The 24,925-nt window shown below is 49.6% G+C and carries 19 protein-coding genes, 2 tRNA genes and 1 pseudogene; 10 read left to right on the forward strand and 12 right to left on the reverse strand.

Features of this window, described 5'->3' with window-relative positions:
- Positions 1-161 precede the first annotated feature (161 nt).
- The gene (locus ABXT62_RS07385; protein ID WP_415357961.1) at positions 162-659 is read right to left on the reverse strand and encodes a peptidylprolyl isomerase; all 498 of its coding nucleotides are present in this window, start codon (positions 657-659) and stop codon (positions 162-164) included.
- A gap of 189 nt (positions 660-848) precedes the next feature.
- On the opposite strand from ABXT62_RS07385, the gene ABXT62_RS07390 reads away from it, so the two are divergent.
- Together ABXT62_RS07390 and cysS are read left to right on the forward strand one after the other, a co-directional pair.
- Positions 849-2,510 carry a glutamine--tRNA ligase/YqeY domain fusion protein gene (locus ABXT62_RS07390; RefSeq protein ID WP_415357962.1) on the forward strand — a complete coding sequence of 554 codons (1,662 nt, stop codon included), beginning with the start codon at positions 849-851 and terminating at the stop codon, positions 2,508-2,510.
- A 10-nt stretch (positions 2,511-2,520) separates the two neighbouring features.
- On the forward strand, positions 2,521-3,903 hold the full coding sequence (cysS, locus tag ABXT62_RS07395) for a cysteine--tRNA ligase (protein WP_415357963.1): 1,383 nt from the start codon (positions 2,521-2,523) through the stop codon (positions 3,901-3,903).
- 95 nt (positions 3,904-3,998) lie between these two features.
- Here cysS and folD read toward each other — a convergent pair whose 3' ends face one another.
- Positions 3,999-4,844, reverse strand: coding sequence for a bifunctional methylenetetrahydrofolate dehydrogenase/methenyltetrahydrofolate cyclohydrolase FolD (gene folD / locus ABXT62_RS07400; RefSeq protein WP_415357964.1), 846 nt, complete (start codon positions 4,842-4,844; stop codon positions 3,999-4,001).
- A gap of 229 nt (positions 4,845-5,073) precedes the next feature.
- On the opposite strand from folD, the gene ABXT62_RS07405 reads away from it, so the two are divergent.
- Positions 5,074-5,150 (forward strand) — tRNA-Pro (locus tag ABXT62_RS07405).
- 274 nt (positions 5,151-5,424) lie between these two features.
- Positions 5,425-6,564, forward strand: coding sequence for an N-acetylglucosamine-6-phosphate deacetylase (gene nagA / locus ABXT62_RS07410; RefSeq protein ID WP_415357965.1), 1,140 nt, complete (start codon positions 5,425-5,427; stop codon positions 6,562-6,564).
- Here the strand turns inward: nagA and ABXT62_RS07415 are convergent.
- Together ABXT62_RS07415 and ABXT62_RS07420 are read right to left on the reverse strand one after the other, a co-directional pair.
- A complete protein-coding gene (locus tag ABXT62_RS07415) occupies positions 6,554-7,414 on the reverse strand; it encodes a ThuA domain-containing protein (RefSeq protein WP_415357966.1) in 861 nt (286 codons plus the stop codon). The genes nagA and ABXT62_RS07415 overlap by 11 nt on opposite strands.
- Positions 7,411-7,572 (reverse strand): hypothetical protein, encoded by a 162-nt coding sequence (locus ABXT62_RS07420; RefSeq protein WP_415357967.1) that lies wholly within the window; start codon positions 7,570-7,572, stop codon positions 7,411-7,413. Before ABXT62_RS07420 ends, ABXT62_RS07415 begins: the two co-directional genes overlap by 4 nt.
- Before the next feature lie 94 nt (positions 7,573-7,666).
- Here ABXT62_RS07420 and ABXT62_RS07425 point away from each other — a divergent pair.
- Together ABXT62_RS07425 and ABXT62_RS07430 are read left to right on the forward strand one after the other, a co-directional pair.
- A tRNA-His gene (locus ABXT62_RS07425) sits at positions 7,667-7,742 on the forward strand.
- Between the two features lie 210 nt (positions 7,743-7,952).
- Complete coding sequence (locus tag ABXT62_RS07430) at positions 7,953-8,105, forward strand: hypothetical protein (RefSeq protein WP_415357968.1); 153 nt, start codon at positions 7,953-7,955, stop codon at positions 8,103-8,105.
- Here the strand turns inward: ABXT62_RS07430 and ABXT62_RS07435 are convergent.
- The 4 genes from ABXT62_RS07435 to ABXT62_RS07450 all read right to left on the reverse strand — a co-directional run bounded on the left by ABXT62_RS07435 (position 8,102) and on the right by ABXT62_RS07450 (position 11,960).
- A complete protein-coding gene (locus tag ABXT62_RS07435; RefSeq protein ID WP_415357969.1) occupies positions 8,102-9,124 on the reverse strand; it encodes an NADP-dependent oxidoreductase in 1,023 nt (340 codons plus the stop codon). The two genes, ABXT62_RS07430 and ABXT62_RS07435, sit on opposite strands and share 4 nt — an antisense overlap.
- A 152-nt stretch (positions 9,125-9,276) precedes the next feature.
- Positions 9,277-10,737 (reverse strand): coniferyl aldehyde dehydrogenase, encoded by a 1,461-nt coding sequence (locus tag ABXT62_RS07440; protein ID WP_415357970.1) that lies wholly within the window; start codon positions 10,735-10,737, stop codon positions 9,277-9,279.
- 64 nt (positions 10,738-10,801) lie between these two features.
- On the reverse strand, positions 10,802-11,470 hold the full coding sequence (locus tag ABXT62_RS07445) for a TetR family transcriptional regulator (protein WP_415357971.1): 669 nt from the start codon (positions 11,468-11,470) through the stop codon (positions 10,802-10,804).
- Between the two features lie 106 nt (positions 11,471-11,576).
- A complete protein-coding gene (locus ABXT62_RS07450; protein WP_415357972.1) occupies positions 11,577-11,960 on the reverse strand; it encodes a hypothetical protein in 384 nt (127 codons plus the stop codon).
- Between the two features lie 100 nt (positions 11,961-12,060).
- Between ABXT62_RS07450 and ABXT62_RS07455 the strand changes: the two are divergent.
- Positions 12,061-12,675: pseudogene (locus ABXT62_RS07455) on the forward strand (IS6 family transposase); the annotation flags it as partial.
- A 67-nt stretch (positions 12,676-12,742) separates the two neighbouring features.
- Here the strand turns inward: ABXT62_RS07455 and ABXT62_RS07460 are convergent.
- A complete protein-coding gene (locus tag ABXT62_RS07460) occupies positions 12,743-13,600 on the reverse strand; it encodes a sulfotransferase (RefSeq protein WP_415357973.1) in 858 nt (285 codons plus the stop codon).
- Positions 13,601-14,250: 650 nt separating this feature from the next.
- Between ABXT62_RS07460 and ABXT62_RS07465 the strand changes: the two genes are divergently transcribed.
- On the forward strand, positions 14,251-15,498 hold the full coding sequence (locus ABXT62_RS07465) for a hypothetical protein (protein WP_415357974.1): 1,248 nt from the start codon (positions 14,251-14,253) through the stop codon (positions 15,496-15,498).
- Positions 15,499-16,141: 643 nt separating this feature from the next.
- Here ABXT62_RS07465 and ABXT62_RS07470 read toward each other — a convergent pair.
- On the reverse strand, positions 16,142-19,042 hold the full coding sequence (locus tag ABXT62_RS07470; protein WP_415357975.1) for a PAS domain S-box protein: 2,901 nt from the start codon (positions 19,040-19,042) through the stop codon (positions 16,142-16,144).
- Between the two features lie 679 nt (positions 19,043-19,721).
- Here ABXT62_RS07470 and ABXT62_RS07475 point away from each other — a divergent pair.
- Positions 19,722-21,500, forward strand: a complete 1,779-nt coding sequence (locus ABXT62_RS07475) for an ATP-binding protein (protein ID WP_415357976.1) — start codon at positions 19,722-19,724, stop codon at positions 21,498-21,500.
- A gap of 82 nt (positions 21,501-21,582) precedes the next feature.
- Here the strand turns inward: ABXT62_RS07475 and ABXT62_RS07480 are convergent, their stop codons facing one another.
- Positions 21,583-22,122, reverse strand: coding sequence for a YfiR family protein (locus ABXT62_RS07480; RefSeq protein ID WP_415357977.1), 540 nt, complete (start codon positions 22,120-22,122; stop codon positions 21,583-21,585).
- Between the two features lie 6 nt (positions 22,123-22,128).
- A complete protein-coding gene (locus ABXT62_RS07485; RefSeq protein ID WP_415357978.1) occupies positions 22,129-23,208 on the reverse strand; it encodes a hypothetical protein in 1,080 nt (359 codons plus the stop codon).
- Positions 23,209-23,521: 313 nt separating this feature from the next.
- On the opposite strand from ABXT62_RS07485, the gene ABXT62_RS07490 reads away from it, so the two are divergent.
- Entirely contained in the window at positions 23,522-24,814 is a 1,293-nt protein-coding gene (locus ABXT62_RS07490; RefSeq protein ID WP_415357979.1) for an ATP-binding protein, read from the forward strand.
- Positions 24,815-24,925 lie beyond the last annotated feature (111 nt).

Genomic DNA, 24,925 nt, shown 5'->3' on the forward strand with positions numbered 1-24,925 from the left:
CTGATTAATATAGTTTAAATATTCAATAATTACGCATAATGTCTAAAGAAGGCAGCCTTCAAATGCGCAAAAACCTAGCGCGACCGAGCAACGCTATTGTTCAGATGGTCTGCTAGTAGAGTGGTTTTGGGCGCCAGCCTACTAATCAGTTGAGATGCAATCTATGCGTCGACGATCTGCACTGTCTCAATGATAATGGGGTCAACAGGAACATCCTGATGGCCATTGCTACTGCCGGTGGCGACAGCACGGATTTTGTCTAGCACCTCGGACCCTTCAATGACTTTGCCGAAGACCGTGTAGCCCCAACCTTGCATGCTTTTGCCACTGTGGTTGAGGAAGTCGTTATCCTTCACATTAATAAAGAACTGAGCCGTTGCTGAATGCGGATCTGTGGTTCTGGCCATGGCTACTGTACCGAAATCGTTTTTCAAGCCGTTGTCAGCCTCATTATCAACCGGGTCGCCACAGGCTTGTTGCTGCATATCGGTGTCGAACCCGCCACCTTGGATCATAAAATTGTCAATCACACGGTGAAAAATGGTGCCGTCATAGTATCCGTCCCCCGCATAGCTGAGAAAGTTGGCAACGGTTTTCGGTGCTTTTTCAGCGTCTAGTGCGAGTTTGATGTCGCCGAACGTCGTGTGAATGATGACCATGCTTAATTCCTTGGAGTAACTGCATTTAAGAGAGCGAGTGTACGGACTTTTGGCTCGCAAGAAAACATTTAGGGTGGTAAAGATATCCAGAATAGCCTGATGCCCGATAAACAGCTTTGAATTGGCTACAAGCTCTGCGTCTGACTCGTTATACTGTTCGTCTTTTTTGAAGGCTCAGCGCGTAATATTATGGAAGACACACCAGCCAGTAATTTCCTGCAGTCCATTATCAGTGACGATATCGCCAGTGGTCGTGTCAAAGAGGTTGTGACTCGGTTTCCGCCGGAGCCCAACGGTTATTTACATATCGGTCACGCCAAGGCGATTAGTGTGAACTTCGGCTTGGCTGAGGCTAACCAGGGGCGCTGTAATCTGCGCTTTGATGACACTAACCCGGAGAAGGAAAGCCAGGAGTACATAGAAGCTATTCAGGCGGACGTGCGATGGCTCGGCTATTCATGGGACGCAGAGGTACGGTATGCGTCCTCGTACTTCCAGCAGTTCTATGACTGGGCAATTCATCTGGTGGCGCAGGGCGATGCATACGTATGCGATCTTAGCCCAGATGAGGCTAGAGAGTATCGCGGCACACTAACCGAACCCGGGCGCAATAGTCCGTCGAGGGAACGCAGTGTAGCGGATAATCTAGATCTGCTCGCGCGGATGAAAGCGGGTGAGTTTGATGACGGTGCGAAGGTGCTGCGCGCGAAGATCGATATGAGCTCACCCAACATGAATATGCGCGATCCCATTTTGTACCGCATTCGTAAGGTGAGCCATCATCAGACAGGTCATGATTGGGTGATTTACCCGACGTATGACTTCGCTCATGGTCAGGAAGATGCTATCGAGGGCGTAACGCACTCCATCTGCACGCTTGAATTTGAGGATCATCGACCACTTTACAATTGGTTAATTGAGCATCTTCCTGTTCCGAGTCGACCTCAACAGTATGAATTCGGCAGGCTGAACCCCAGTTACACCGTGACGAGCAAGCGCAAGCTCAAAGAATTGGTAGACGAGGGCGTGGTAACGGGTTGGGACGACCCCCGTATGCCTACGGTGTCTGGTATGCGCAGACGTGGTTATACGGCAGCGGCTATTCGTAAATTTTGTGACATGATAGGCACCACCCGCAGTGATGGCGTGGTGGATGTTGCCATGCTGGAGTTTGCCATCCGTGAGGACCTGAATGAGAATGCAGCGCGCGGGATGTGTGTGCTCAGACCGCTAAAAGTAGTACTCACCGATTACCCGAGTGACAAGGTAGAGGATCTTTGCGCGCCTGGACATCCGAGCCGAGATGACCTCGGCGAGAGAGTGTTGCCTTTCACGCGTGAGTTGTATATCGAAGTGGACGACTTTAGAGAGGAAGCCAATAAGAAATTCAAGCGTTTGGTGTTGGGTAAGCGTGTTCGCCTGCGCAATGCCTATGTGATTGAGGCAGACGAGGTGGTCAAGGATGCACTGGGCAACGTGTGTGAAGTCCACGCCCATATTATTCCAGATACACTCGGCGAAAATCCGACAGATGGCATTAAGCCCAAGGGTGTTATCCACTGGGTATCTGCCTCACACGGGAAGAATGCGCAAGTACGTCTATATGAGCGCTTGTTTAATCACGAGGCACCGGACAAAGGGGACAATGCGTTTATGGACCATATCAATCCTGGCTCACTGGAAGTGATTGAGAGCGCCTGGATTGAGCCTTCCCTGACCGCAGCCATACCCGAACAGGGTTTTCAGTTTGAGCGGGAGGGCTACTTCGTGGCAGATCGTTATGATCACAGTTCGGACAAGCCGGTATTTAACCGGACCATAGGTCTGCGTGATACTTGGAACACTCAGTGAGGGCGAGCAGATGACGTTCACGCTTTACAACACCATGACTGCGAAGAAGGAAGTATTCGAGCCCCTCGTGCCAAACACCGTCACTCTGTATGTTTGTGGCCCCACAGTCTACAACTTGGCGCATATTGGGAATGCTCGCCCAGTCGTAGTATTCGACACCTTGTTTCGCCTTTTGCAGACGCATTACGACGCCGTGATCTACGCCCGCAATATTACCGATGTGGACGACAAGATTATCGTCGCTGCCCGTGAAAGCAATCGCTCTATCGAATCGGTCACGGAGGAGTTTACGGTCAAGTACCGCGAGGATATGGCACAGCTTAATGCCTTGCCGCCGTCTCTCGAGCCCCGTGCGACACATAACATCGATGCCATGATCGAGCTCACCCGCACCTTGATAGAAAAGGGTCACGCCTATGAGTCGCAGTCTCACGTATTGTTCGCGGTTGAGTCGATGGAGGACTATGGGAAGCTGTCAAACCGTTCACTGGATGATATGTTGGCTGGTGCGAGGGTTGAGGTCGCCGAGTATAAGCGTCACCCAGGAGATTTTGTCCTGTGGAAGCCTGCTGCCGAGGAAGACCCCGGCTGGAAGAGTCCCTGGGGCCGTGGGCGACCTGGTTGGCACCTGGAGTGTTCTGCTATGATCCGTGAGCATCTGGGGGACACTATTGATATTCACGGTGGTGGGCGCGATCTTATTTTCCCCCATCATGAAAATGAGATTGCCCAGAGTCGCTGTGCTCATGGCGGCGATTACGTGCGTTACTGGATGCACAACGCATACTTGGACATCGATGGTGAGAAGATGTCCAAGTCGCTGGGTAATTTTCGCACCGTACGTGATCTACTAAAAAGTTATCGCGGTGAAGTGCTTCGCTTTGCGTTATTGTCAGCGCACTACCGCACCCCTTTAAATTTCTCTGCAGAGCTCTTGGAGCAGGCCCAGACAACGCTCGACAGCCTCTACAGCACACTGCGTGAAGTGCAGGGTGTAGCTGTCGATAGGGATGTTTGTCTTGCGGATGAGCCGTTCTATCACGCATTGAACGACGACCTTAATACGCCGATTGCGATCGCCGAGATTCACGCCTTAGCCAAGCAATTACACAAAGCGGAAGGAGGCGCTAGGGCGAACTTGAAAGCGCGTATTCTTGCAGCAGGGAATCTGTTGGGTATTCTGCAACAGGACGCCGCGCAATGGTTGCAGGGGGCCGTGTCTGACGATGCCATTTCCGCTGAGGAGATTGAAGCGCTAATCATCGAGAGGCAGCAAGCCAAGCTCGCGAAAGACTATAACCGCGCTGATGAAGTGCGTCAGGCGTTACTGGCGCAGGGTGTGGTGCTTGAGGATTCGCGTGAGGGGACCCAGTGGAAACGCAAGTCTGATTGACTTCCATGCCTGAGGCCGCGCCCGTCCGTTATTGATTTCTTGTGCACGTCCCGCTGTGCGGCGCAGTTCCCCGCTGGGATGGTGGCGGTGCGCTTTTAGCCTAGGCTTTTCTCGGCAGAGACAACACTCTGCATGATCAAGGTATTAATGGTCATTGGACCAACACCTCCGGGAACCGGGGTATAGGCCGAGGCTTTGTCAACCAGTGGCGAGAGCTCGATATCGCCCACGCCGCCGGGGTGATAGCCGGCGTCGACTACTACAGCGCCTTCCTTCACCCAGTCCGCTTTGATGAATTCCGGCTTTCCTACAGCGCCGACCAGAATATCTGCCTGGGCGATAATGTCCGGAAGATTTTTGGTGCGAGAGTGACAGATGGTTACGGTCGCATTTTTTTGCAGAAGCATCATCGCCATTGGTTTGCCGAGAATAGCACTGCGTCCGACCACGACGGCATGCTGACCTTCGATCTCAATACCGTAGTGTTCCAGCATCCGCATGATGCCTTGAGGGGTGGCGCAGCCGTAGGCATCCTCTCCCATTGCCATTCTACCGAAACCCAAGCAGGTCACGCCGTCCACGTCCTTGTGCAGGGCGATGGCATCGAAGCAGGCGCGCTCATCAATCTGTTCCGGCGCAGGATGCTGCAGCAGGATGCCGTGCACGTCCGGGTCTGCGTTGAGCTCCTCTATTCTTGCCAGTAGCTGCTCCGTGGTTGTCGATGCGGGCATTTCTACTGCTAGGGACTCCATGCCTATCCGGCGACAGGCATTGCCTTTCATTTTCACATAGGTTGCCGAAGCGGGGTCATTTCCCACCAGAATCGTCGCAAGAATAGGCGTTTTCCCTCCAGAATTAACCTTGAGACGCTCTACTCGGGCCAATAATTCAGACTCGGTTTGTGCTGCCAGAGATTTTCCGTCGAGGACAAGTGCGGACATTCGATGTATTCCTTCCGTATATGAGGCCCTTAGAGGGCCGCGGGGGGTGGTTTGATGGGGGCTACCCCACTTCAGCGTGCAGAGTTTATGTGGATTGCGGCGCATTGTCACACGGGAGAGTCGGTCAGTGAAAGACTGTGTTGTATTTTGCCGTTGACGCTTACGATGCGGATGAGTATTATGCTGCCTCCTGAAAACAGGGCTGGCGCTTGCGCCAAAATGATGACATCGGGGTATAGCGCAGTCTGGTAGCGCGCCTGCTTTGGGAGCAGGATGTCGGGAGTTCGAATCTCTCTACCCCGACCACTTTTTTCGTGTCTTGTCTTTGTTCACTTTTTCACTTTTTTCTCCGCACGACTTAACCTCTCGTTCTATCAATACGCCCTATGCTCGCATTGCTGCATGGGTATGCGACAGAAGTGACCCTGAACTGACCCGATAGACCTGCGGACGGCACGATGCATTCTCGCCTTCGTGACGCCGCTGTCGGCTTCTTCTGGCATAATGCTAATATTGCCTGCATAAAGTGTGTTGTAGGACGATGGAGTGAAAAGGTAGTGTGCGTCGGAGGTTGGCATTGATGTTACAGGCGATAGTCAACGGATGCATTTTTGACGGTGAGTCTGTGCACGAGCATAAGGCGGTACTGATCGAGGGCGAGCACATTGTCGCGGTGGTCGATCCTGAGCAGGTACCGGCGGACATTGGTGCGTCTTACGACCTTGAAGGCGGGACGCTTATCCCAGGGTTCATTGACCTGCAGGTGAATGGCGGGGGAGGTGTGTTGTTTACGGCCGCCCCAACAGTCGACAGTCTTCGCACCATCGGTGCTGCGCATCGACAATACGGTACCACCGGCTTTCTGCCGACGCTGATTACCACCCGTTTTGATGTTATGCGTGAGGCGGTCTCTGCGGTTGCTGAGGCTATTGCTATAGGTACTCCCGGTGTCTTGGGTCTCCATCTTGAAGGCCCTTTTCTGAGCCCGGAGCGCAAGGGGGTGCACGATGCCGGCAAATTCTGTCAGCTCGACCAAACCGGTTTCGATATTCTCACCTCGTTACAGGTAGGCTCAACTGTCGTCACCCTCGCGCCGGAGTTGACGTCCCCACAGATGATCAGCCGGTTAGTGGAAGAGGGCGTCATCGTCTGCGGCGGCCATAGCGGGGCCACCTATGCCCAGACTCGTGACGCGCTTGCGCAGGGCCTGAGCGGGTTTACGCATCTGTACAATGCTATGACGCCATTGCAGAGCCGGGAGCCGGGCATGGTAGGTGCCGCGCTGGCGGATGATGACAGCTGGTTTGGCATTATCGCCGATGGGCATCATATACACCCTGCAGCGTTTAGCGTTGCCGTGGCGGCCAAAAAAAGGGGTGGTGCATTGCTCGTGACTGATGCGATGCCGACGGTGGGGTCGCCGGATACGTCTTTTATCCTTGATGGTAACACGATTGTCGCCAGCGAAGGCCGTGTTACCAATGCAGAGGGCACTCTAGCGGGCTCTGACCTCACTATGCTGTCGGCAGTGAATAACGCCGCCGAATTTGCACGGCTCGACTGGTTTGAGGCAGTCCGTATGGCCTCCCTGTATCCTGCCAGAGCGCTTGGCCTAGAACGAGAGTTGGGCGCAATCAGACCGGGTTTTCGGGCGAGTTTGTTGGCGCTGGATAGCGCACATCGTATTCGCGCTAGTTGGGTAAACGGTGCTATGGCGTAATCGTGACCCACTCGATGGCGTTGAGGACTAGTTCACGGGCGTTTGCATTTTCCCAGTTGGCGTGAAAATGGCCACCGGTATAGCCGAAGCCACGACCGCCCGCAGGGCGATCATAGGCCCATGCTGTGACTTGCGGGACACCTTTCGCTACATTGCGACGTGTGACATCGTTGCCACTGTGGGGGCCGTTCCCACGCTCCATGGTTGAAGCTGGCGCTATAGCTTGGAGGATGGGTGTAACGCCCCGATCAAGAAAGCGCATATTAAAATACCACTCATCTAGCAAGCTAAAGGGTTGTATCTGTTGCGTGATGGGATGGTTGGGTAGATCTTTGTAGTGAGCTGTCCAGTGTGGATTAACGGACCACCAGGTTTCAAAATAGCCACCGATGGCATTCAGCATGGACTCGGAAGAGGGGCTATTCTTAGGCACCTCCACGCAATAGTGCAAAGCGACGATACCTGTGCCTTCGGTCAACAAGCGGTCGAAGGTCTCAAGATGATCGCTGATCAGGTGTGATTTGCCACCATCGCAATACATCACTAAGGCATCAGCGCCCTCAAACACCGTTTCGTCGTCGGGCCAGCCGCCGTAAATATTGATAGTCTCAAACGTGGGCTGGCGCTGGCGTAGTGCGCTGGATAATAACTCCGCCCCCGCCTTATGCTCGTGTGCACCGGGTAGGTGGCTGTCTGGGCCTGCCAGGAAGATAACTTTGGCTCCGAGTGGATCGCTAATAGTGGCGGGGTGCACCTCGACCGAAACTGGCCCACGCTGGCAGCCGACGAGTAACGCCAGTAGAGCGATCAGACACACAGCCCACGGTAAAGAGAGTTTACGTCTGCTCATGCCCGGCCCTGCTCCGATGATAGTTGCATCGCGCCATCATAAACAGGCTTACGCGCTTGAAGCAATGCGGGTGGCCGCCGCAGTGTCATCATGTAGCCGATACGTTTACCACCGGCGATACTCGCAACTTGACACTTATAGACCGCTAAAGCTACCATGCGCGCCGCGTATCCGGAGGTATTAGCGTAAAGTGTGAAGACACTCCTACGTCAATAGGCTGGACGTTCAAGTCGCTGTCAGTGGCGCGCTATGGTGGCCGTAGCTCAACAGGTAGAGCACCGGATTGTGACTCCGGAGGTAGCGGGTTCAAGACCCGTCGGCCACCCCAATAATCTACGTGAAAATCAAATGGTTACGATTTTTTTGGCTTGTCTAGGACACTTTTAGGACACCCTCCGATCAATGTGTCCATGTTTTCAGCCGAATATTCCTCGATGAATTCCGAGTATGTAGACAAGAACATGGCAGTGCTGTGACCGAGCTGTTTCGCCGCCAGTGGGATACTAGCCCCCCGACTTAATAGCTCCTCTGCGCGGGTATGTCGCAACGTGTAGGGGATGCGATAGGGCACCCGCGCACGCGTTTGCACTTTACGTTAGGCAATGTTGAAGTCGTTGCCATCACAATGCTGAGTGCCGATGGTGTTGACCCGTATCGGGCCGCTCGCAAAACGCGTCGGGCAATTGTCTAACAGGGGCCGCAGCCTATTTTGAGTAGTTGTTTGCCAAGATTTCGCCCGGTATAAAGCCGCTGTAAAGTGGCAGGGATATTTTCAAAGCCTTCCTGTAAATCGACCTGGTAAATCAATTGACCTGATGAAACCCACGCCATTAAATCTTGAATAGCCTCCATCGCTCGAGGCATGTAATCCAAAATAACGAACCCTTCCATTCGGGCTCGGTTAATGGTTAGATTCGACAAGTTTGAGGGCCCAGGTATCGGTCCACTCGCGTTATAACCAGAGATACTCCCACATAAAACAACCCGAGAACGCAGATTAACGTGATCTAGGGCCGCCTCGAGGATGGTGCCACCTACGTTATCAAAGAATACGTCCCATTTGTCGGGGCAGTGATGCGCAATTTGCGCATTAACATTCTCATTCTTGTAGTCGATCACGGCGTCGAAGCCGGCGGTTTCTTTTAACCACCGACATTTATCTGGGCCGCCAGCAATACCTACGACACGGCAACCCTTAATTTTTGCGATCTGACCAACAAACGAGCCAGTAGAACCTGCCGCACCAGAAACAAGAACGGTGTCACCGGCTTTAGGCTGACCAATCTCCAGTAAGCCAAAATACGCCGTGAGCCCGGTTATACCGAGCACAGATAACATCATTTCAGGCGATACTCCTGCTGGCAATTTAACCAAACCCATTGGACCTTCACCGGGGGCTGCAATCACATAATCTTGCCAATAGCCGGTCGTTTGCACCAGATCGCCCACTTGAAAATCCGCATGATGCGAATCGATTACTTCCCCTACAGAACCTGCCCGCATGGGCTCTCCGATGGCCACTGGCGGCAGATAAGCCTTACGGTCAACCATCCAGTTTCGTTGTGCGGGGTCAAATGATAAAAATAGATTCTTTACCAGCACCTCATTACTTTTGGGTTCAGGAATCGGAGTTTCGGTGTACTTAAAGTTATGCGGACCCACCATTCCTGTCGGTCGCTCAGCTAATAGCCATTGGCGATTTATTGTCACAATAATGCTCCCATTGCTCTGTTCATATGTTCTTCTCCTCTTGAGGAATAGCCGTGATTATTTGTCGTGGCTGGGTCAGGCCACGTCAATGCTCTGAAGTTGGGGTCGAGCATCGACCGTGAAGCACACGCTACAATACGCGGGCCTTAAATTCAGATTGCGCCAAGAATTTTGCTTATATTCTTTCGGAACTTTTTCCCAAAGGGCGGACGTGCCCCAATAATGGGTAAAACATCAATCATGGTTTGGCTGTAAATCGCGCGGGCGTGGCTCATGGTTCTAAACCCTTCCGGGCCGTGATAGGCACCCATGCCAGAGGCACCAATACCACCAAATGGTAGATCCTCTTGGACATAGTGAAGAATAATATCATTGATGCAAACACCACCACTTTGCACGTGACTCAGTAAGTACTCCTGCTCACGTTTATCGCTGCCGAAGTAATACATGGCAAGAGGGTTACGGCGAGGTTCAATCATACTTGGAATTTCAGCCACATCAGAATAGGTCATCACTGGAAGAATAGGACCAAATATTTCCTCGTGCATGACCCGCATGTCTTCATTAACGTTTTGTAAAATATGTAAGGGCATACGACGATTGTCCTCAGACGCACGCGTCTTGTCAGCGCCAACAATCGTGAGCTTGGCTCCTTTGGCAACGGCGTCATCAATGTAGCTCTGCAACCTGCCGAAGTGTCTTTCGTTGATAATGCCCGCATAATCCTCATTTTCAGTGATGTTTGGATACATCGACTGTGCCTCCTGAATTACCCGCGCAATGAGCTGCTCTTCTAGCTCATCCGGCACGACAACGTAGTCTGGCGACAAGCATAATTGACCACCATTCAAAAGCTTACCGAATGTCAGGCGTGTTCCGGCCAGATCAAGCTTTGCGCTACGACCAATAATGACGGGTGACTTGCCGCCAAGTTCTAGCGTGACGGGAACCAGATTTTTTGAGGCTGATTGCATTACTTGTGCGCCGATATTAGTAGACCCGGTAAACAGAAGATGGTCAAAAGGCAACTCCGCAAAACGTTGACTGATAGCTGCGCCACCGGTTACGACCGCAACTTCATCTTCTGGGAAATAGTTGGGGACAACTTCGGCGAACAATGCCGCTGTTTCAGGAACGAACTCTGAAGGTTTCAGTAACGCTCGGTTACCGGCAGCAAGCGCACTGGTTAGAGGCGCAACAGTCAATCCAAAGGGCAGATTCCAAGGAGAAATGATGCCAACAACGCCCTTGGGAAAATGCCTAACCTGGCTCTTGCCACCCAAAAAATTCATCGGTTTGTTAGTTTTTCGTTTTTCAGGCTTCATCCACTCTTTCAGATGTTTCATTGAATAGTCGATGGCTTCGACCTTTGACGCGAACTCTGAGAACAAACTGAACTCATAGGATCGTGCACCACCAAATTCGCGTTTGGTTGTCATCGCAAACTCCGTTTTATTTTCGATAATCAGTGCTTTTAGTCTCTTTAGACGGTCAATCCTTGTCGAATAAGTGACTTCGCCCTCAGCACGAAACATGCTTCTCTGCAGTTCAACTAGCGCTTCCAGGTTCTGAGTATCTAATTTAGTAACGCTTTTGTGCTCAGCTGTGCTCATAACTTGTATCTCAGGTTGGTTTGTATTCATTCTATTTTGTCATTGGCTAGGGGGGTTGATTCGCTTAAATGTTGGATACAGCTTCCGTGCGAATGCCCTCTATAATGCGAACAGCATTCTTAATAAAGAGAGGCTCGGACGAAAAGCTGACGATAAGATTTTGAACATCTTCAGGTAACGCTTCGTGATCCAGTGATGGACCCTGGTCCCCTTGGGTTGCACCAATCAGGAGGACACCCATTGTTTTTACTACCTCTATCGCTTGCGCTTCACTCAAACTGAGTGACAGGGACGTGGCCTCAGCAAGGGCCTCCACCTGAAGTATGAACACTTGCTTAGAACTGATGAGCCGAGGGATGTCAACATTGTGTTCGATCATATGTTCAAGCCTGATAAGTAAAGGCAAGAAGGTGCCATCTGCGGAGGCAGTGCTAAACAATATTTGGGAATACGCCTTACTCGTCATGGAATTAGATAAGTCATCGATAAAAACCTGACTCCATCGAATCAGGCTTTGCTCGTAGAGGGTCAGAAAAAGCTCTTCCCTAGTTTGGAAGTAAAGATACAGTGTGCCCTTAGCGACTCCGGTTTTTTTGGCGAGTTGAGCCATAGAAAATGCCTCATACCCAACCTCACGGAAGTGCGTTTCAGCAGCCTCTAGTACTGCGTGTCTGCGCAGCGCCTTTTGTTCTGTGCTTCTAGCCCTCTGATTGATGACAACGGCTGAACTCATGAGCGTCTCCACACGGCTTTTTGTTTGGTCGCTCGGCCAGGGTTTATGAATGGTGCCCGGTCAGCAACTGACTATCGGTCAACTATATAGCTGACCGGTGGTCATTTCAAGCCCCGTCCTTCTGATTGCCTGACTCACGAACCAACCAACCAACCAACCAACCAACCAACCAACCAACCAACCAACCAACCAACCAACCAACCAACCAACCAACCAACCAACCAACCAACCAACCAACCAACCAACCAACCAACCAACCAACCAACCAACCAACCAACCAACCAACCAACCAACCAACCAACCAACCAACCAACCAACCAACCAACCAACCAACCAACCAACCAACCAACCAACCAACCAACCAACCAACCAACCAACCAACCAACCAACCAACCAACCAACCAACCAACCAACCAACCAACCAACCAACCAACCAACCAACCAACCAACCAACCAACCAACCAACCAACATATATCCGTGTACTGACAACTTAACTCGCTGAAATTGGTAGAATCAGCCAATGAATACATATAAACACCATCGCGTCCCTCCAGAAATTACTTCTTACGCCGTCTAGCTCTACTATCGCTTCAATCTCAGCCACAGAGACATCGAAGATCTAATTGCCGAACGAGGAATCACTGTCAGCCGAGAGCCGATTCGTCTCTGGTGTATCAAGTTTGGTCTCATATACTCCCGTCGACTGAAACGAAAACACAAAGGCTACGGCGACACGTTCTATATCGATGAAGTCTTCATTAAGATCAACGGTAAGCAGCATTACCTGTGGCGTGCTGTTGATAGGGACGGAGAAGGGGTTGACGTGTATCTGCAGGCAAAACGTGACGGGGCTGCTGCAAAGCGGTTCTTCAAGCGTTTATTGCGAAGCCATGGCGGCGAGCCTAGAAAGATCGTTACCGACAAACTGCGTAGTTATGGAGTCGCACATCATGAGCTGATTCCCGATACGATCCACAGCACTGAGCAGTATGACAATAATCGAGCAGAGCAACCCCATGAGGTGACAAGAGTAAGGGCGCGATGGATGAGGAGGTTCAAGTCGACCGGGCAGGCACAGCGGTCTCTAGGTGCACATGCAGCGGTTTCAAATCTCTTCAACCTGGGTAGGCATCTGGTTGGAGCCGAACATTATTGGAATCTCATGGGAAGTGCGTTCGCAGAATGGAGCAGGGCAGTTGCCTAAATGAAGATGTCGACATTTCTGATTTAACAGAAGTTAATTTGTCAGTACCCGCCGACCCGTTTGACGTTCAGTAGCCGAGCTGTAACAACAGAGCCTGATCCTCGTCACTGACAGGGAATTCAGGATGCGCGCGATGAACACCTAATGAAGACGGAACCTTAAGGCCCAGGCACATTGCTTTTATTGTGTCGGTCTCGCAATTAAGTGATAGGCGCTGCAGGAGGCTAGAGATCTCCAAGCTTGGCTGCATTAGCATCCTGTCGTAATTGCAAAAAAATATTTGCTCAGGGAACCGCTCTGCAAGTGCCAAAACACGTCGATTGGCCTCGCACCAAAACTGGAATGCGCGTTCTGGCGTTTCTTGATTTGAACCGTCATTTAGCAGCCATTTTCCCCACAGTCTGAGCTGAGCCAAATTAGCGTTGTACGCCATGTCGAGGCCGTTTCTAAGCACATGCACGTATCTCAGGGAGGGGATTTCCTCAAGCAGGGTGGAAAGGAACAGATGAGTATTGGGCTCCTTCCAGCCCCACGCGAGTCCAACGTGTTTCGGTGACGGGGTAAGCATATTTAAAAGCCTGAGTGCTAGCCTCTCATCGTTCTGAAGGCCGCGTGATTCAGCGGCAATGTTGTTCAGATGGATTTTCTGATCATCATCCCAGCCATTGTCGCACGTCATAGCCTGAATAAAATAACCGATACAAGCACGGATCTCTGACTGATTGCGCTCGATGGGCAACAATGCTGGCCGCTTAAATAGCAGTGTAAATGTCAGATTATCAAGAGATTCGTTAACGTCAGAGCCCATGTTAAATCCCAGCATTTCAAAAAAGCTTGCGACGACGCGCGTACCACTGCCACCAACGCCTCCCACGGCAATGGGGTTGGTTTTGCTGGACGTCTTAGCTAAGATTTTACTCGACATGGTGTTATTATGACTGTTAATCCCGATGATGTTAATGGAGCGGCTCTTGAATGGGCGACTATTAGGGCAAATAACCTGCGATTTATCCGGAGATAGTGTTCGAGAGAGTTGTCGGTACGGCCGAAATGGTCTTCGGGGCCACCTCTCGCGAGTGATGCCGATGCAGCAGGTAGAAGATGCCAATCAGAACCAGCCAAACCCCATCGCAAGCCAGGGCTCTACCAGTGACCAGGCACCCAGAAACGACATGCAAAAAGCGGCGCTGTAGGCCCCGGTCAGTATGGCGAGAAATACGGAGCGAAAAGGTATCCGCGTGAGCCCTGCCACAACCCGATTTTCAGTTCAATCGAATTTTTAAACTAGCATAGGGTCAGAGAAAGCATCTTATTGACCGCCCGCCCGCCCCGCCGTTTTATTCGAGCAGGTATTTTTTTAGCATGTCCGAGTGATTTATTTGATGTATTATAGAGGTCTGCTTTTGCGTAGGATCATGAGTTAAGATAGGGCAAACCGATTACCAGTTATCGCAGACTTAACTTTGATCGTCATCAAGTATTCAGCGCCAGTAAAATAGGGGTCTTCATCGAAATTCGCCAACCAGATCCAGCTGTGCAGCTTAATGAAACCTCAATACTGAGCATTGCCCGCAGATGAAAAAACTCTACATCCACGTTGGGCTCCATAAAACCGGTACTACTGGCATTCAGGCACTACTGACTGCCAACACAAAACAGCTAGCGCAAAGGGGAGTGTTTTATCCAGATACTGGACGTATCGCCAACACGCTAGAGTACACGGCAGTTCCTGCCTACGCCCACCACAATATTCCACTGGTAACGATGGGTGGCGACGATAGCTTGCTGCATAAACTAATCAAAGAGATCAAGGATAGCGATAGCCACACAGCGGTCATTAGCAGTGAAGTCTTTATGCAGCAATTTAAAAATGACCTTTCAAATATAAGCCGTCTAGCAATACTGAGGGATCATTTTGATGTAAAAATAGTTTTCTATCTGCGCCGACAAGACTCTCTTTATGAGTCGGTGACAAATCAACAGATAAAAGACGGTCATGTCGCACCTCCGCTTAATACGGTCAAGCTGGCTCCCTACTATAACTATTTAATGTGGATGAATATCTGGGAAAAGGAGTTCGGCGAAGGAAATATTATTCCACGAGTCTATGAGAAGGGACGGCTTGAGGGAGGGTCGCTCTATGCAGACTTCGCTGGCCGCGTGCTAGGATTTAAAGATATCGATAATTTTACTCTGCCGGTCGCTGGATTAAATCCTAGACTTTCAGGGGACACCCTCAAATTCAAACAAGCGATTAATCTGCTGGACTTGCCAAGACGATTGAAGCAGTCCTTCATTGGCCTGCTGCTTCAATTCTCTCAGCACCAAAATTCAACTAACGTAAAAGCATTTCAAAACCATGGCTTGCTTAACGACGGTGAGAGACACGCTATCGTCGAGCGATATCGAGAAATGAACAGAGATATCTCGAGGAAGTACCTAAAAGTAGACGAGGATTTATTTTCTTGTGAAATTGTATCCGGAAGTAATGATAGTATCACTGCACAAGATTTAGAGCCTATGAGAGCGGTCGACATTGCGCTCTACGTACTCGAAAGATTGTTGCCTAGCAAGGATAAGCACGAGATATCAGCATTGCTGTCAATGGAGATAGTTCGAGCCTCAGGTAATATTTTGTCGCAAGCATTCGAACCTAAGAGATCAGCTAGGCAAGCCGCGACAGAGGCAGAAACGTTAGTGGAAGATTTGCAAAGACACATATTGCAACAGCAACGGGCTCTCGATGCACTAAGACTTGAATACAGTTCTGCGCTAACAGAGAACGATATTCTTAAGGACAATATGTCTAAAAAAACCAATTAATCACCGACTGAGACACACTCGTACATATAACTCAAGATGTTGTGGAACATGTGTAGCCATTTAGATAGCCATGATTCGGTGCCAGCACGCGGGGTAACGCGGTTTTGGCGGTTGTTTGCTGTCCGGATTAGGCTAACGCCGAAGGCTCGGAGTATTTTAGATGAACCGGCCCCCTGTCACCGAAGAGGGACGAGTTTGACGTATTCGAAAAATTAGTATTTCCACTCGTGAACAAAAGGCCCCAGAACTCACAAATTGAACCTTGCAAGATGTGGAAAGAAAATACGGGATAGCTTTATACTGCCGAGTAGACGACCGGGCCAAAATCGCTTGAAAAGATCCGAAAATAGTGGGGGACAGATAGAAGATCAAGAGATACTGGCGGAGCTGGAGACACTGAGAGCCTAGCTTAAGCAATTTGAGCAAGCCCGTCGTCAGCAAAGCTGTCAGCATCGGAGCTTGCCGGAGCAGCAAGTCCACAAGCCTCAGTCACAGCGCAGGAAAGCCCGAGAGAATCTGTTGAGGACTGGCTAAGTATAGGAAAGATAAACGGCCTGTTAAGTAGATTTCCTCACTGAACGTGTCAGGCGAACTGGAGAAGTTTGCAAAATACTCGCCTACTGGCCTGAAAAGGGTGTCATCGTCAGCTGGTTTTATTGGCTTCTGTAGCGTCAAATATTGAGCGTACTTCACCCAAGAACTTGTCCTTACGAAATGGTTTTTCGAGGACAGGGAAGTCCACGGTATCGGCGGAGCGTTCCTGTGAATGATCTAAGAAACCGGTCATATACAGCACTTTAACATCAGGGTTACATTGACGCGCAAAGCGCGAAAGCGAAGCCCCATCCATAGATGGCATAACCATATCGGTAATTAAAAGATCAATGGCCGGGACACTTGATTCAATAATGGCTAAAGCCACATCAGCTTTGTTGGTGCTTTTTACGTTATAGCCTGATTTTTCCAGCCATGAGACCGTTAACGTTAAAATTTCGGTCTGATCATCGATTACTAAGATGTTCTTCCTCGCGCCAACTGGATTTAGATATCTATTATCGGCCGATGGACTGTTAGGATCTGCCTTAGGTAAGAAGATCTGCACAGTTGTTCCTTTGCCAGGCTTCGACGCTACAGTGGCAGCACCGTCTAACTGCTTGGCCATGCGTGACACCATCGATAAGCCAATTCCTTTATGTCCGCTAGACTTCTTTGTGGAAAAAAATGGATCGAATGCGTTTTCAACATCGCTAGCGCTCATTCCTGAGCCTGTATCAGAGACCTCGATAACGACATAATCACCTGATGACAAAGCCAATTTTTCGTTATTTATGGATGAACTGTGTGCGCTTTTTAGGCATATTGTAATCTGGCCGCTACCGACAATGGCTTCGCGGGCATTGATCACTATGCTTCGGATGGCTTCCGAGAGCCAGCTGTGATTAGAGTTGACCAGTAATGGTTTATCATCGCCCTGTGTATGCAAACTGATATCTTGCCCGGCCTCGACCTGAAGTGTAGGCAAAATATTTACAACCATTGGGATGATATCGAAGCGGTCCCGCGGTATTGGCTGGTCAGTTCCCACCGCAAGTAGTGACTTTACGACACCGGTTCCGCGCATTGCGGCATCGTGTGCTACCTTGAGTCTACCTTGCATGATTTCATTAACGGGTGTGTCCGCCTCGTGGGCAATAGCCAAGTCAAGGTTGCCAATCACAATGGCGAGTAGGTTATTAAACTCATGCGCTAGTACCCCAGTGAGTTCACCCAAGGTTTCAATTTTTTGATTCGATTCCCTGCGTTTTAACGCTTCTGCTTGCTCTGTGATGTCGCGAATTACGCTGATAAATTTTAAACCGGTTTCAGTTTTTTGTGCATTGACAATCGCTTCAAATGGAAACTCTGACCCGTCCCGTCGAGTAGCAAAGACGGGCTGGTTAGTGTGATAAAATTCCCCAGGGTTTGCAGCTCCGGCGTTGTTATGCATCCTAAGAAAATACGCTTTTGATTGATCGGCGACAATGGTCTCATAATTTTTATTGCGTATTTCGTCTCGCGACCAGCCGAATAAAGCTACCGCCGCGTCATTAACATCTTCGATGTTGCCTACTCTGTCATAGGTGATAATCGCGTCAGGAAGGGCTTCGAAAAGTCCTGTGTATTTATCATGCGCGGCTTTCAATGCGTATTCAGCGCTCCTGCGCGTACTAATGTCGTAAATGAAAGCAAAAAAATGCCAACCGTCTTCAGTTTCTATGGCGTTAATTAGCAGTTCAATGGGCAGTTCAGTGTCATCCGCACACAAGGCCTCAAGCTCTACAATGTTGCCTATCACCAAACCTTCACCCGTGCTCTGAAAGCGCTTCATGCCGTTCTCGTGTGCTTCCTTATATCGAGCAGGGATGAGGGTTTCAGAGAGTTTTCGGTGCCGCACCTGTTCTAGCGTCCAGCCAAATACTTGATGAGCTGCATTGTTCCATTCGAGGACTATTCCATTTTCGTCAAGGTGGACGAAAGGCTGCCTTGCACTAACAACGATAGCATCGTGAAATGCGCCGGTGCGCCTGCGTTCTATTCGGTTTGTTTCATGCGCAAAAATAATGTGTGTAAAAATCAGTCCAATAATCAGGGTAGCTATAGACGCCCACAGTGGCTTCGACATGTTCAAAGACTGAACCACTGCAGCTCCGGTCTCGGTTATTATCTCAATTTTTGTTCCGGCGACTGTATTTTCTGTTGACCAATAACCGCCTGTTCTCTCGCGGTTTGCATCCTGCAATATTGTTGCGTCAGTATTTTTGTGACGGCTTAAGCTGTCAACGGCTTTGGTTATGTTCGTTGAGTCTCTATCAATCGATTGTTTAAAAGAACGTTCCTCCATGTTAGAAACCGCGATGAATATAACGACTGCTGATAAGCAAGCAAGACTAAAGGCAATGATGGTGTAGAGTGGTGCCTGATCTGAGTTCCTGGGAGTGACGTCAAAATGCCTTGCCAGGTGGTATAGCGCCGGCGCTATGGTGACCATGCCAAAAAAATCAGCCATGGTCCAAAGTATCCAAGCACTGAGTATATTATCGCCATCCATCATGCCCGTTATATAAAGGGCACCTGCGCCAATGCTAGCCGGAATGACTGAAACCACTAGTAAAATGCCTACACCTCGATAGAACGACTTAATGTGCGTCCAAAATGGCATCCCAGCTGTGAATCTTTTCAGTAACGTTAGTGCTATCAGTGGCTGTACTATTAATGCGCCGATAGTGACAAAAGCAACGAATAGCATAGCGAATGTTGGCTCTAAAGGCTGTTGAAGAACCACAACGATTACTGTGGCTAGCACGCCTATCGTGATGCCCGCTAGTGCGCGCTTGTCAAAAAACAGTACGGATGCCAGGGCAACGCCTGACGCTGGCCAGTAATGGGTGATTTGATGCGGATCTAGATCAAGTGATAGCCCAAATTGGGCTGCGGTAAAGTAAAGCAGACTAATACCTAGGCTTCTAAGTATAGTGTTTTTCCGCGATGGTATATTTTTTGTCATTATCCGATAGTCCTTTTGTCTAAAACAGTGGCAGCACACGCTCGGAGTATCAATTCTATGCTGGGAATAAACGCCATCACTAATCAATCCTGACAGTAAAAACGGCCCCTTGGATGTCAACGCGACGGCATTAAAACTCTATTTTTGTCCAATGGATCATGGGTTTTTCGATATTATTTTATACTCCCCAATATATAGGCATACGGTGCAATTGGATATAGCCGGCTGTTATGAAATGCTGTCCGAACGGTCCTATATGTAGGTTATGCCAGAAGCAGTATTGGGAAGTACATCCGCGGGCGGGCGCACTCAGTCGTAATATGAGCAGATAGGCGGTCATGCAACCATTGTTTCACCTAAAAGGGTCACTGCCTGTCGGATGACTAGACTGAAAGACATCTAGCATAGGCCAAGCAATTTGTATCATGGTATGATTCCAGTCATTGGGTTTTAAGAGAGCGCCGCGTTGTCCACCAGTGAACTCATAACAGTCGGAATACTTGGCTTGGGGATCATCCTCCTGTTAGGGAGTTTCGTGGTTCAGGGTTATTCCTTGCCCCCTGCTGCTAAAACTCTATCCCGTCAAAACTGGAAATATCCAAACCTCTTTACGTGTGTTTTTTTGGCATGCTACCTAGGGCAGATTTTCCTGATAACCGTCAATTATACTGATGGGTTTATGCTTCTTACGAGTATCGTATTTCTTCTTTGGGCAACTTTTGTAGTGCAGGTGGCTAGGCTGTCGCATAAATCTATTTTAAAGTTGACTGAGGCTGATCTTGAAAAGAGCGAAATCACTATAAAGTCACAGCAGCATCAGTTTGAGGCAACGGAATCACAAAAGCTCGCTGCAGTGGGTCAGCTCACAGGAGGTCTGGCGCATGACTTTAATAATATACTGGGCATCGTGGTTGGAAATCTTGATGAGATGCAGGAGGCTTTGCCGCCTGAGTACAGTCAAATACATTCTCAATTAGCCTCAGCCTTGGCCGCTGCGTTGGCGGGAGTAGAAGTTAGTCGAGGGCTGCTTGCCGTTGCTCGTCGCGAACAAAAGCAGATTCAAGCCTACAACCTAAACACACTGATCGGCGACATAATGCCGTTGATACATAGCGCGGCCGGTTCAAGTGTGACGGTTCGCTCTCAATTAACAGCCCGTAAGCTAATATGTCGAGTTAATAGCTCCGGGTTGGATAACGTAATTCTTAATCTCGTAATTAACGCTCGCGATGCTATGCGAAGCCTTGCGGGGAGTATGGTCCTCACATTGCGAACGAATGGTGTCAATATTCAAGGCGGTTTCGATGACAGGCTTAGTCCAGGCTGGTATGCACTGGTGGAAGTGTCTGACACTGGCGTTGGGATGAACGAGGTACTATTAAAAAAGATCTTCCAACCCTTTTTTACCACGAAAGGGCAGGGCGAAGGAACAGGCCTAGGTATGTCGATGGTCTCTCGTTACGTTGAGGAAGCCGGTGGCATAGTGCTCGTTGAAAGCACTGAGGGAGCCGGTACCGCCGTGCGTCTTTATCTGCCATTGGAGAAAGCTCAAAGTGATGCGTTAGAAGAAGCGGACTCTCGCCGTGCTAAATTGTTTCAGCATCAAAAAAGAGAAAATGAAGTATCGGATGCGGGTTTTGACTTATTAGCCGCCGAGGCGGCAAGGACCTGCAGAGTGCCAATGGCCTTTATATTAACACTGCATGAAACTAGGCAGTCTTTAAAGGCTAGCGTAGGCATAGATGGCACGCTGATGTTGGACGATGAGAGATTTTTCCCCCCTGCTACTCAAGATGCTAAGCATGTATTAGTGGTTCCTGACGCCCGTGTTGATCCACGGTTTTCACAGAGCCCGCTGGTGATTGCAGAGTCCGCTGTGCGCTTTTATGCAGCCGCACCAATGGTGAATGCGGATGGATACGCGGTGGGTGTGCTATGTGTCATCGACCATGAGCCCAATACGCTTGCTCATTGGCAAACAGTGCGGCTTCAGACGCTAGCCGAGAGGGCCGTGAGTCTTATGGGTCGCAGTAAAGAGTCTGACTCAATACACGCAAAATTAGCCGTTGGTAAGGGCGCAGACAGTGACACTCCTGTGTTGAAAAAAGGCGACATTTCAAGCGTGCTGGTAGTCGATGACGAGGTTGCACTGTGCGAGCTATCCGCAATATGGCTGACTTCGATTGGCTGTAAGGTCACTATAGCGCACAGTGCTGCCGAGGCTCTCGAGCACCTCGCCAAAAAACGTTACGCTATTTTGTTTACCGACATAGTCATGCCCGGAGGCATGGACGGAGTAGAACTAGCGAAAAAGGCCTTACTGCTCCAAACGCATTTGAAAGTGCTGATAACGTCTGGATATGCTGATCGTTTGAGTGAAGATAAAGAGTTACCGGGCGAACTGATCAGTAAACCTTACCGTAAGATAGATTTGATCAACGCCATTAGCCGTTTGTGATCTAGGCCCACGTGCACTGCGACTGGGTTTAATCTATTTAAAAAAATAACGGGTTCAATCTTTTCGTGGGTATAAACGCGTGCTACTTGATTCTGGCGAGCTTTAATAGCTCTGAACTTACCATGACGTTGAGTTTTTTAATGGTGTTCAAGTCTATTTCGAAGCGTAACTTACGTTCGTCTATGTAGAAAATAATCGCAGCATCTTGTTGTGAGATCTGGTCCGAACTGAGCACCACAACGCTGCCCTCTATCTTTGAATTTTCGTTTTGAATGGGTCGGTGTAAGTAGGTGTAATCGCAGTGTTGCGCTTCTGACAGTCGGTAAATTAGTAGTTCGCGGTTGTCGTCGGCCGCAGCCGCAGTGCTTACTAGGTCTCTAAAAAAATCTTCAAATGGCGTTTCGTCCTGCAGGCAGATATGAAGGGGCGTCAAGGGGTTATCTTGTGAATGATTTGGCCAGTTAATAAATTTTATAAAATTCAGAAAATAGGCCGCTCTTAATTTGCTCTCTTTGCTGAATGCATCATTAGCTGACGCTGCTCTCGCAGCATCTGGGGACAATAACAGTACAAGAACAAGTGCGGCTAACAGGGCAAAGACAATTCGGAAAAACCATGACATTTTTCGCTAGAAGGGCCGTGAGATTTGTAGGGAACTGCGCCAATCTTCTCGGGTTTGAGGGCCATTGAGGTTTTGGTAAATGGGTTTTCCGATTTCAACGGCCAGCCGATAGTGATTAGAAACTTGCCATGAAATGCCGGCCCGAGCGCCAATCTTGGTGCCGCCAAAGAGATCGGGGTTAGTGATCGGTGCAGGATAGGGGTAGGGCGAATCAACCATTAGCGAGGTGTCGGCGCCGTGGATCGAGTCAGTGTAGTTAACGTTTAGACCGATATAGGGTTGTAAGATTTCAGAAAAGTGAAAATTGTAGCGCCCGGCCAACGAGTAGCTGTTGCCTAGCCTATAGTCATTGTCGTTGGTTCCGCTGCGAATAAGCGCAGCGAGCGCAAGGCTGATATCGTGGTTACCCTTGCTATGGTAGCTAATCTCAATCGGGAAATCGTACGTCCCTGAGCCTAGCTGCATGGTGTAGGGAAGCTGCTGGTCTCCGGGAGCTCTGGGTGTGTCTCCCTCCTCGTCGATCGAACCCGTGGGAATGCTGAGGCCAACTGTCACCCACCAATTCGCCCGTTCCGTGTCAGACAATCTATAGCTGGCTGATACCACCGTGTCTCCCACGCCCGAACTCTCAATTTCAAAGGTACTGTAATTGGGAACGATACTGATGTGATCTGTATTCTGCTCGAGATACGGAACGGTAACATGGCCACGCCAACTGTCGTTAAAAGCATAACCCAGGGAAATCAAATAAGCAGTCTGGACGATCTTACCTGGTACGACCGGGAAATTTTTGTCCGTTCTAGGTTCGCCACTTTTGGGTCCGCTCCAAAGGACCTCATCCTCGCTCACTCGGTTATCGCCTTCGAGAAAGTCTTTAAACTCTGCCGACTTGCGCTGAAAGGTAAAGCTCCAGGCGGATCGGTCTGGATGCGAAACGGAGGGGTCATCAATTGTCTGCTCGAACAGATCCGTTAGGCTCATTTCGGCAAACTCAGACGGCGTGCTCTGAGCTAAACTGTAGCTGCTGTAGATCATGGCCAGCGCGGTCGAAGTCCAGACCGCTGGAACGATGCTGCCTCTGTTCATATTGATGCCCTCAAATGTTGGGAACTGTTATTTTTCAAAACATAATCAGATATCGAAAAATGCGTCATCATAGATTCTTTTATCGAAGCGTAAACTTAATGCACACTAACCACTGGTGAATGTACACTAGTTGCCTCCTTTTTTGCTCACGTACTATTACGTACTACCACGTATTTCGCAGTTAAGTACTTGTACTTATAGTGGAGCGCATAAGCTGGGGTAGCCTATACCTAGCGACAATGTCGCTAAAGGGCTCGCTTCGGCACAGAAGTGGGCATTGTCTTAGTTCGAAAATAGAGAGCTTGGGAGCACCATGAATCATCTGTTCGGGATGTTGAATCTTTCGCAGGGTAGCGACTTGCTGCTGCAGAGTTTGCCCAGGCCACGCATCCTTATGGTCGTGGACAGCGAAGATAACGCTAGCACCACAGAGGATGTTATGCGTGAAACAAATGTCGATCTGATAATCGCAAAAGACTCTGAAGAGGCTATAGCGTGTTGTTTGGTGGAGGTATTTTCGGTCATTCTGTACGATGTAGAAATGCGCTCGAAAGAGGGCGTAAAGATCGCCGAAACAGTGGTTAAGAACGAACTAACACGCGATATTCCGATTATTTTCCTTAACGAAATTTCCGAGTCAGATCAGTTAAATTTTAGCCGTTACAAATCGGCCCCGATAGACTGTGTTTCACGCCCCGTTGCTTCGCACAGACTTATCTCCAAAGTGAACGTGTTCCTCTCGCTGCAAATCCAGCGCCTAGTGATAGAGCGGTTGGAACAAAATCTAGATTTAAATCAGGAGCCAACCGGCGCGGCTCAGGACGAGGTTGTCGCCGGAGTGGTAAATAGAGCTGCAAGGGATGTGGCCAGCGATGTGGTTCCCTGCTCAGAGCGTATGGACGGGATAACACGGCTCTCTGCAGTTGTAGCGCACGACTTCAATAATATACTGGCCATCATTCTAGGGAACATTGAGCTGCTGGGCTATGAGGATATACAGAATTCAAAGGTTCAGACACGGCTCTCTTCTATTCAAAATGCCGCTGAGCGTGCCTGTATGCTAACAAATAACCTGCTCGAAATCTCTAGTCGGGCGGCTACGAAAGTCGTCGTTACCAACGTTAACGGAGTGCTTACAGGAATGAAGCAGCTTATCCTTGCTGAGCTTTGTCCCGCTGTGACGTTTACCTTGAATCTTTATGAGCCACTTTGGCAGACGAGTATTGATCCTGACGATTTTCAGAAGGCTACGCTTAACCTGGTCCTCAATGCTCGCGATGCAATGCCTGATGGCGGCCAACTCGCAGTGGAAACTACAAACGTATCGCTCGATGAAGACTATTGCAGCCTCAATCCGGGTGTAGCGCCTGGTGATTACGTTGCAGTGTCAGTGACTGATACTGGTCATGGTATCGCGGCAGATAGTAGATCGTTTGTGTTTGAGCCTTTTTCCTCCAGCAAAGATGAGGCCGGCAGCAAGGGGATGGGTTTGCCGCAGGTATATGGATTTTGCCAACGCTCAAAAGGTCATGTTCGGCTGCAGTCAGGTTCTAATGTTGGTACGGCCGCGTATCTTTACTTGCCAAGGGTTTTAGACTGCAAGTGATGCGCGCCGTTGAGGCGACATCTGCAGCGTGATTGATACTATTGTTTTAGGTGACGTTGGTGATAGAAAAATGCTCTGGCGATAAAGCTGCTGAGATATTTTAGAACAATA

Origin of the sequence: Halioglobus sp. Uisw_031 (assembly GCF_047729875.1) — a bacterium.
In the GTDB taxonomy this organism is placed as follows: domain Bacteria; phylum Pseudomonadota; class Gammaproteobacteria; order Pseudomonadales; family Halieaceae; genus Marimicrobium.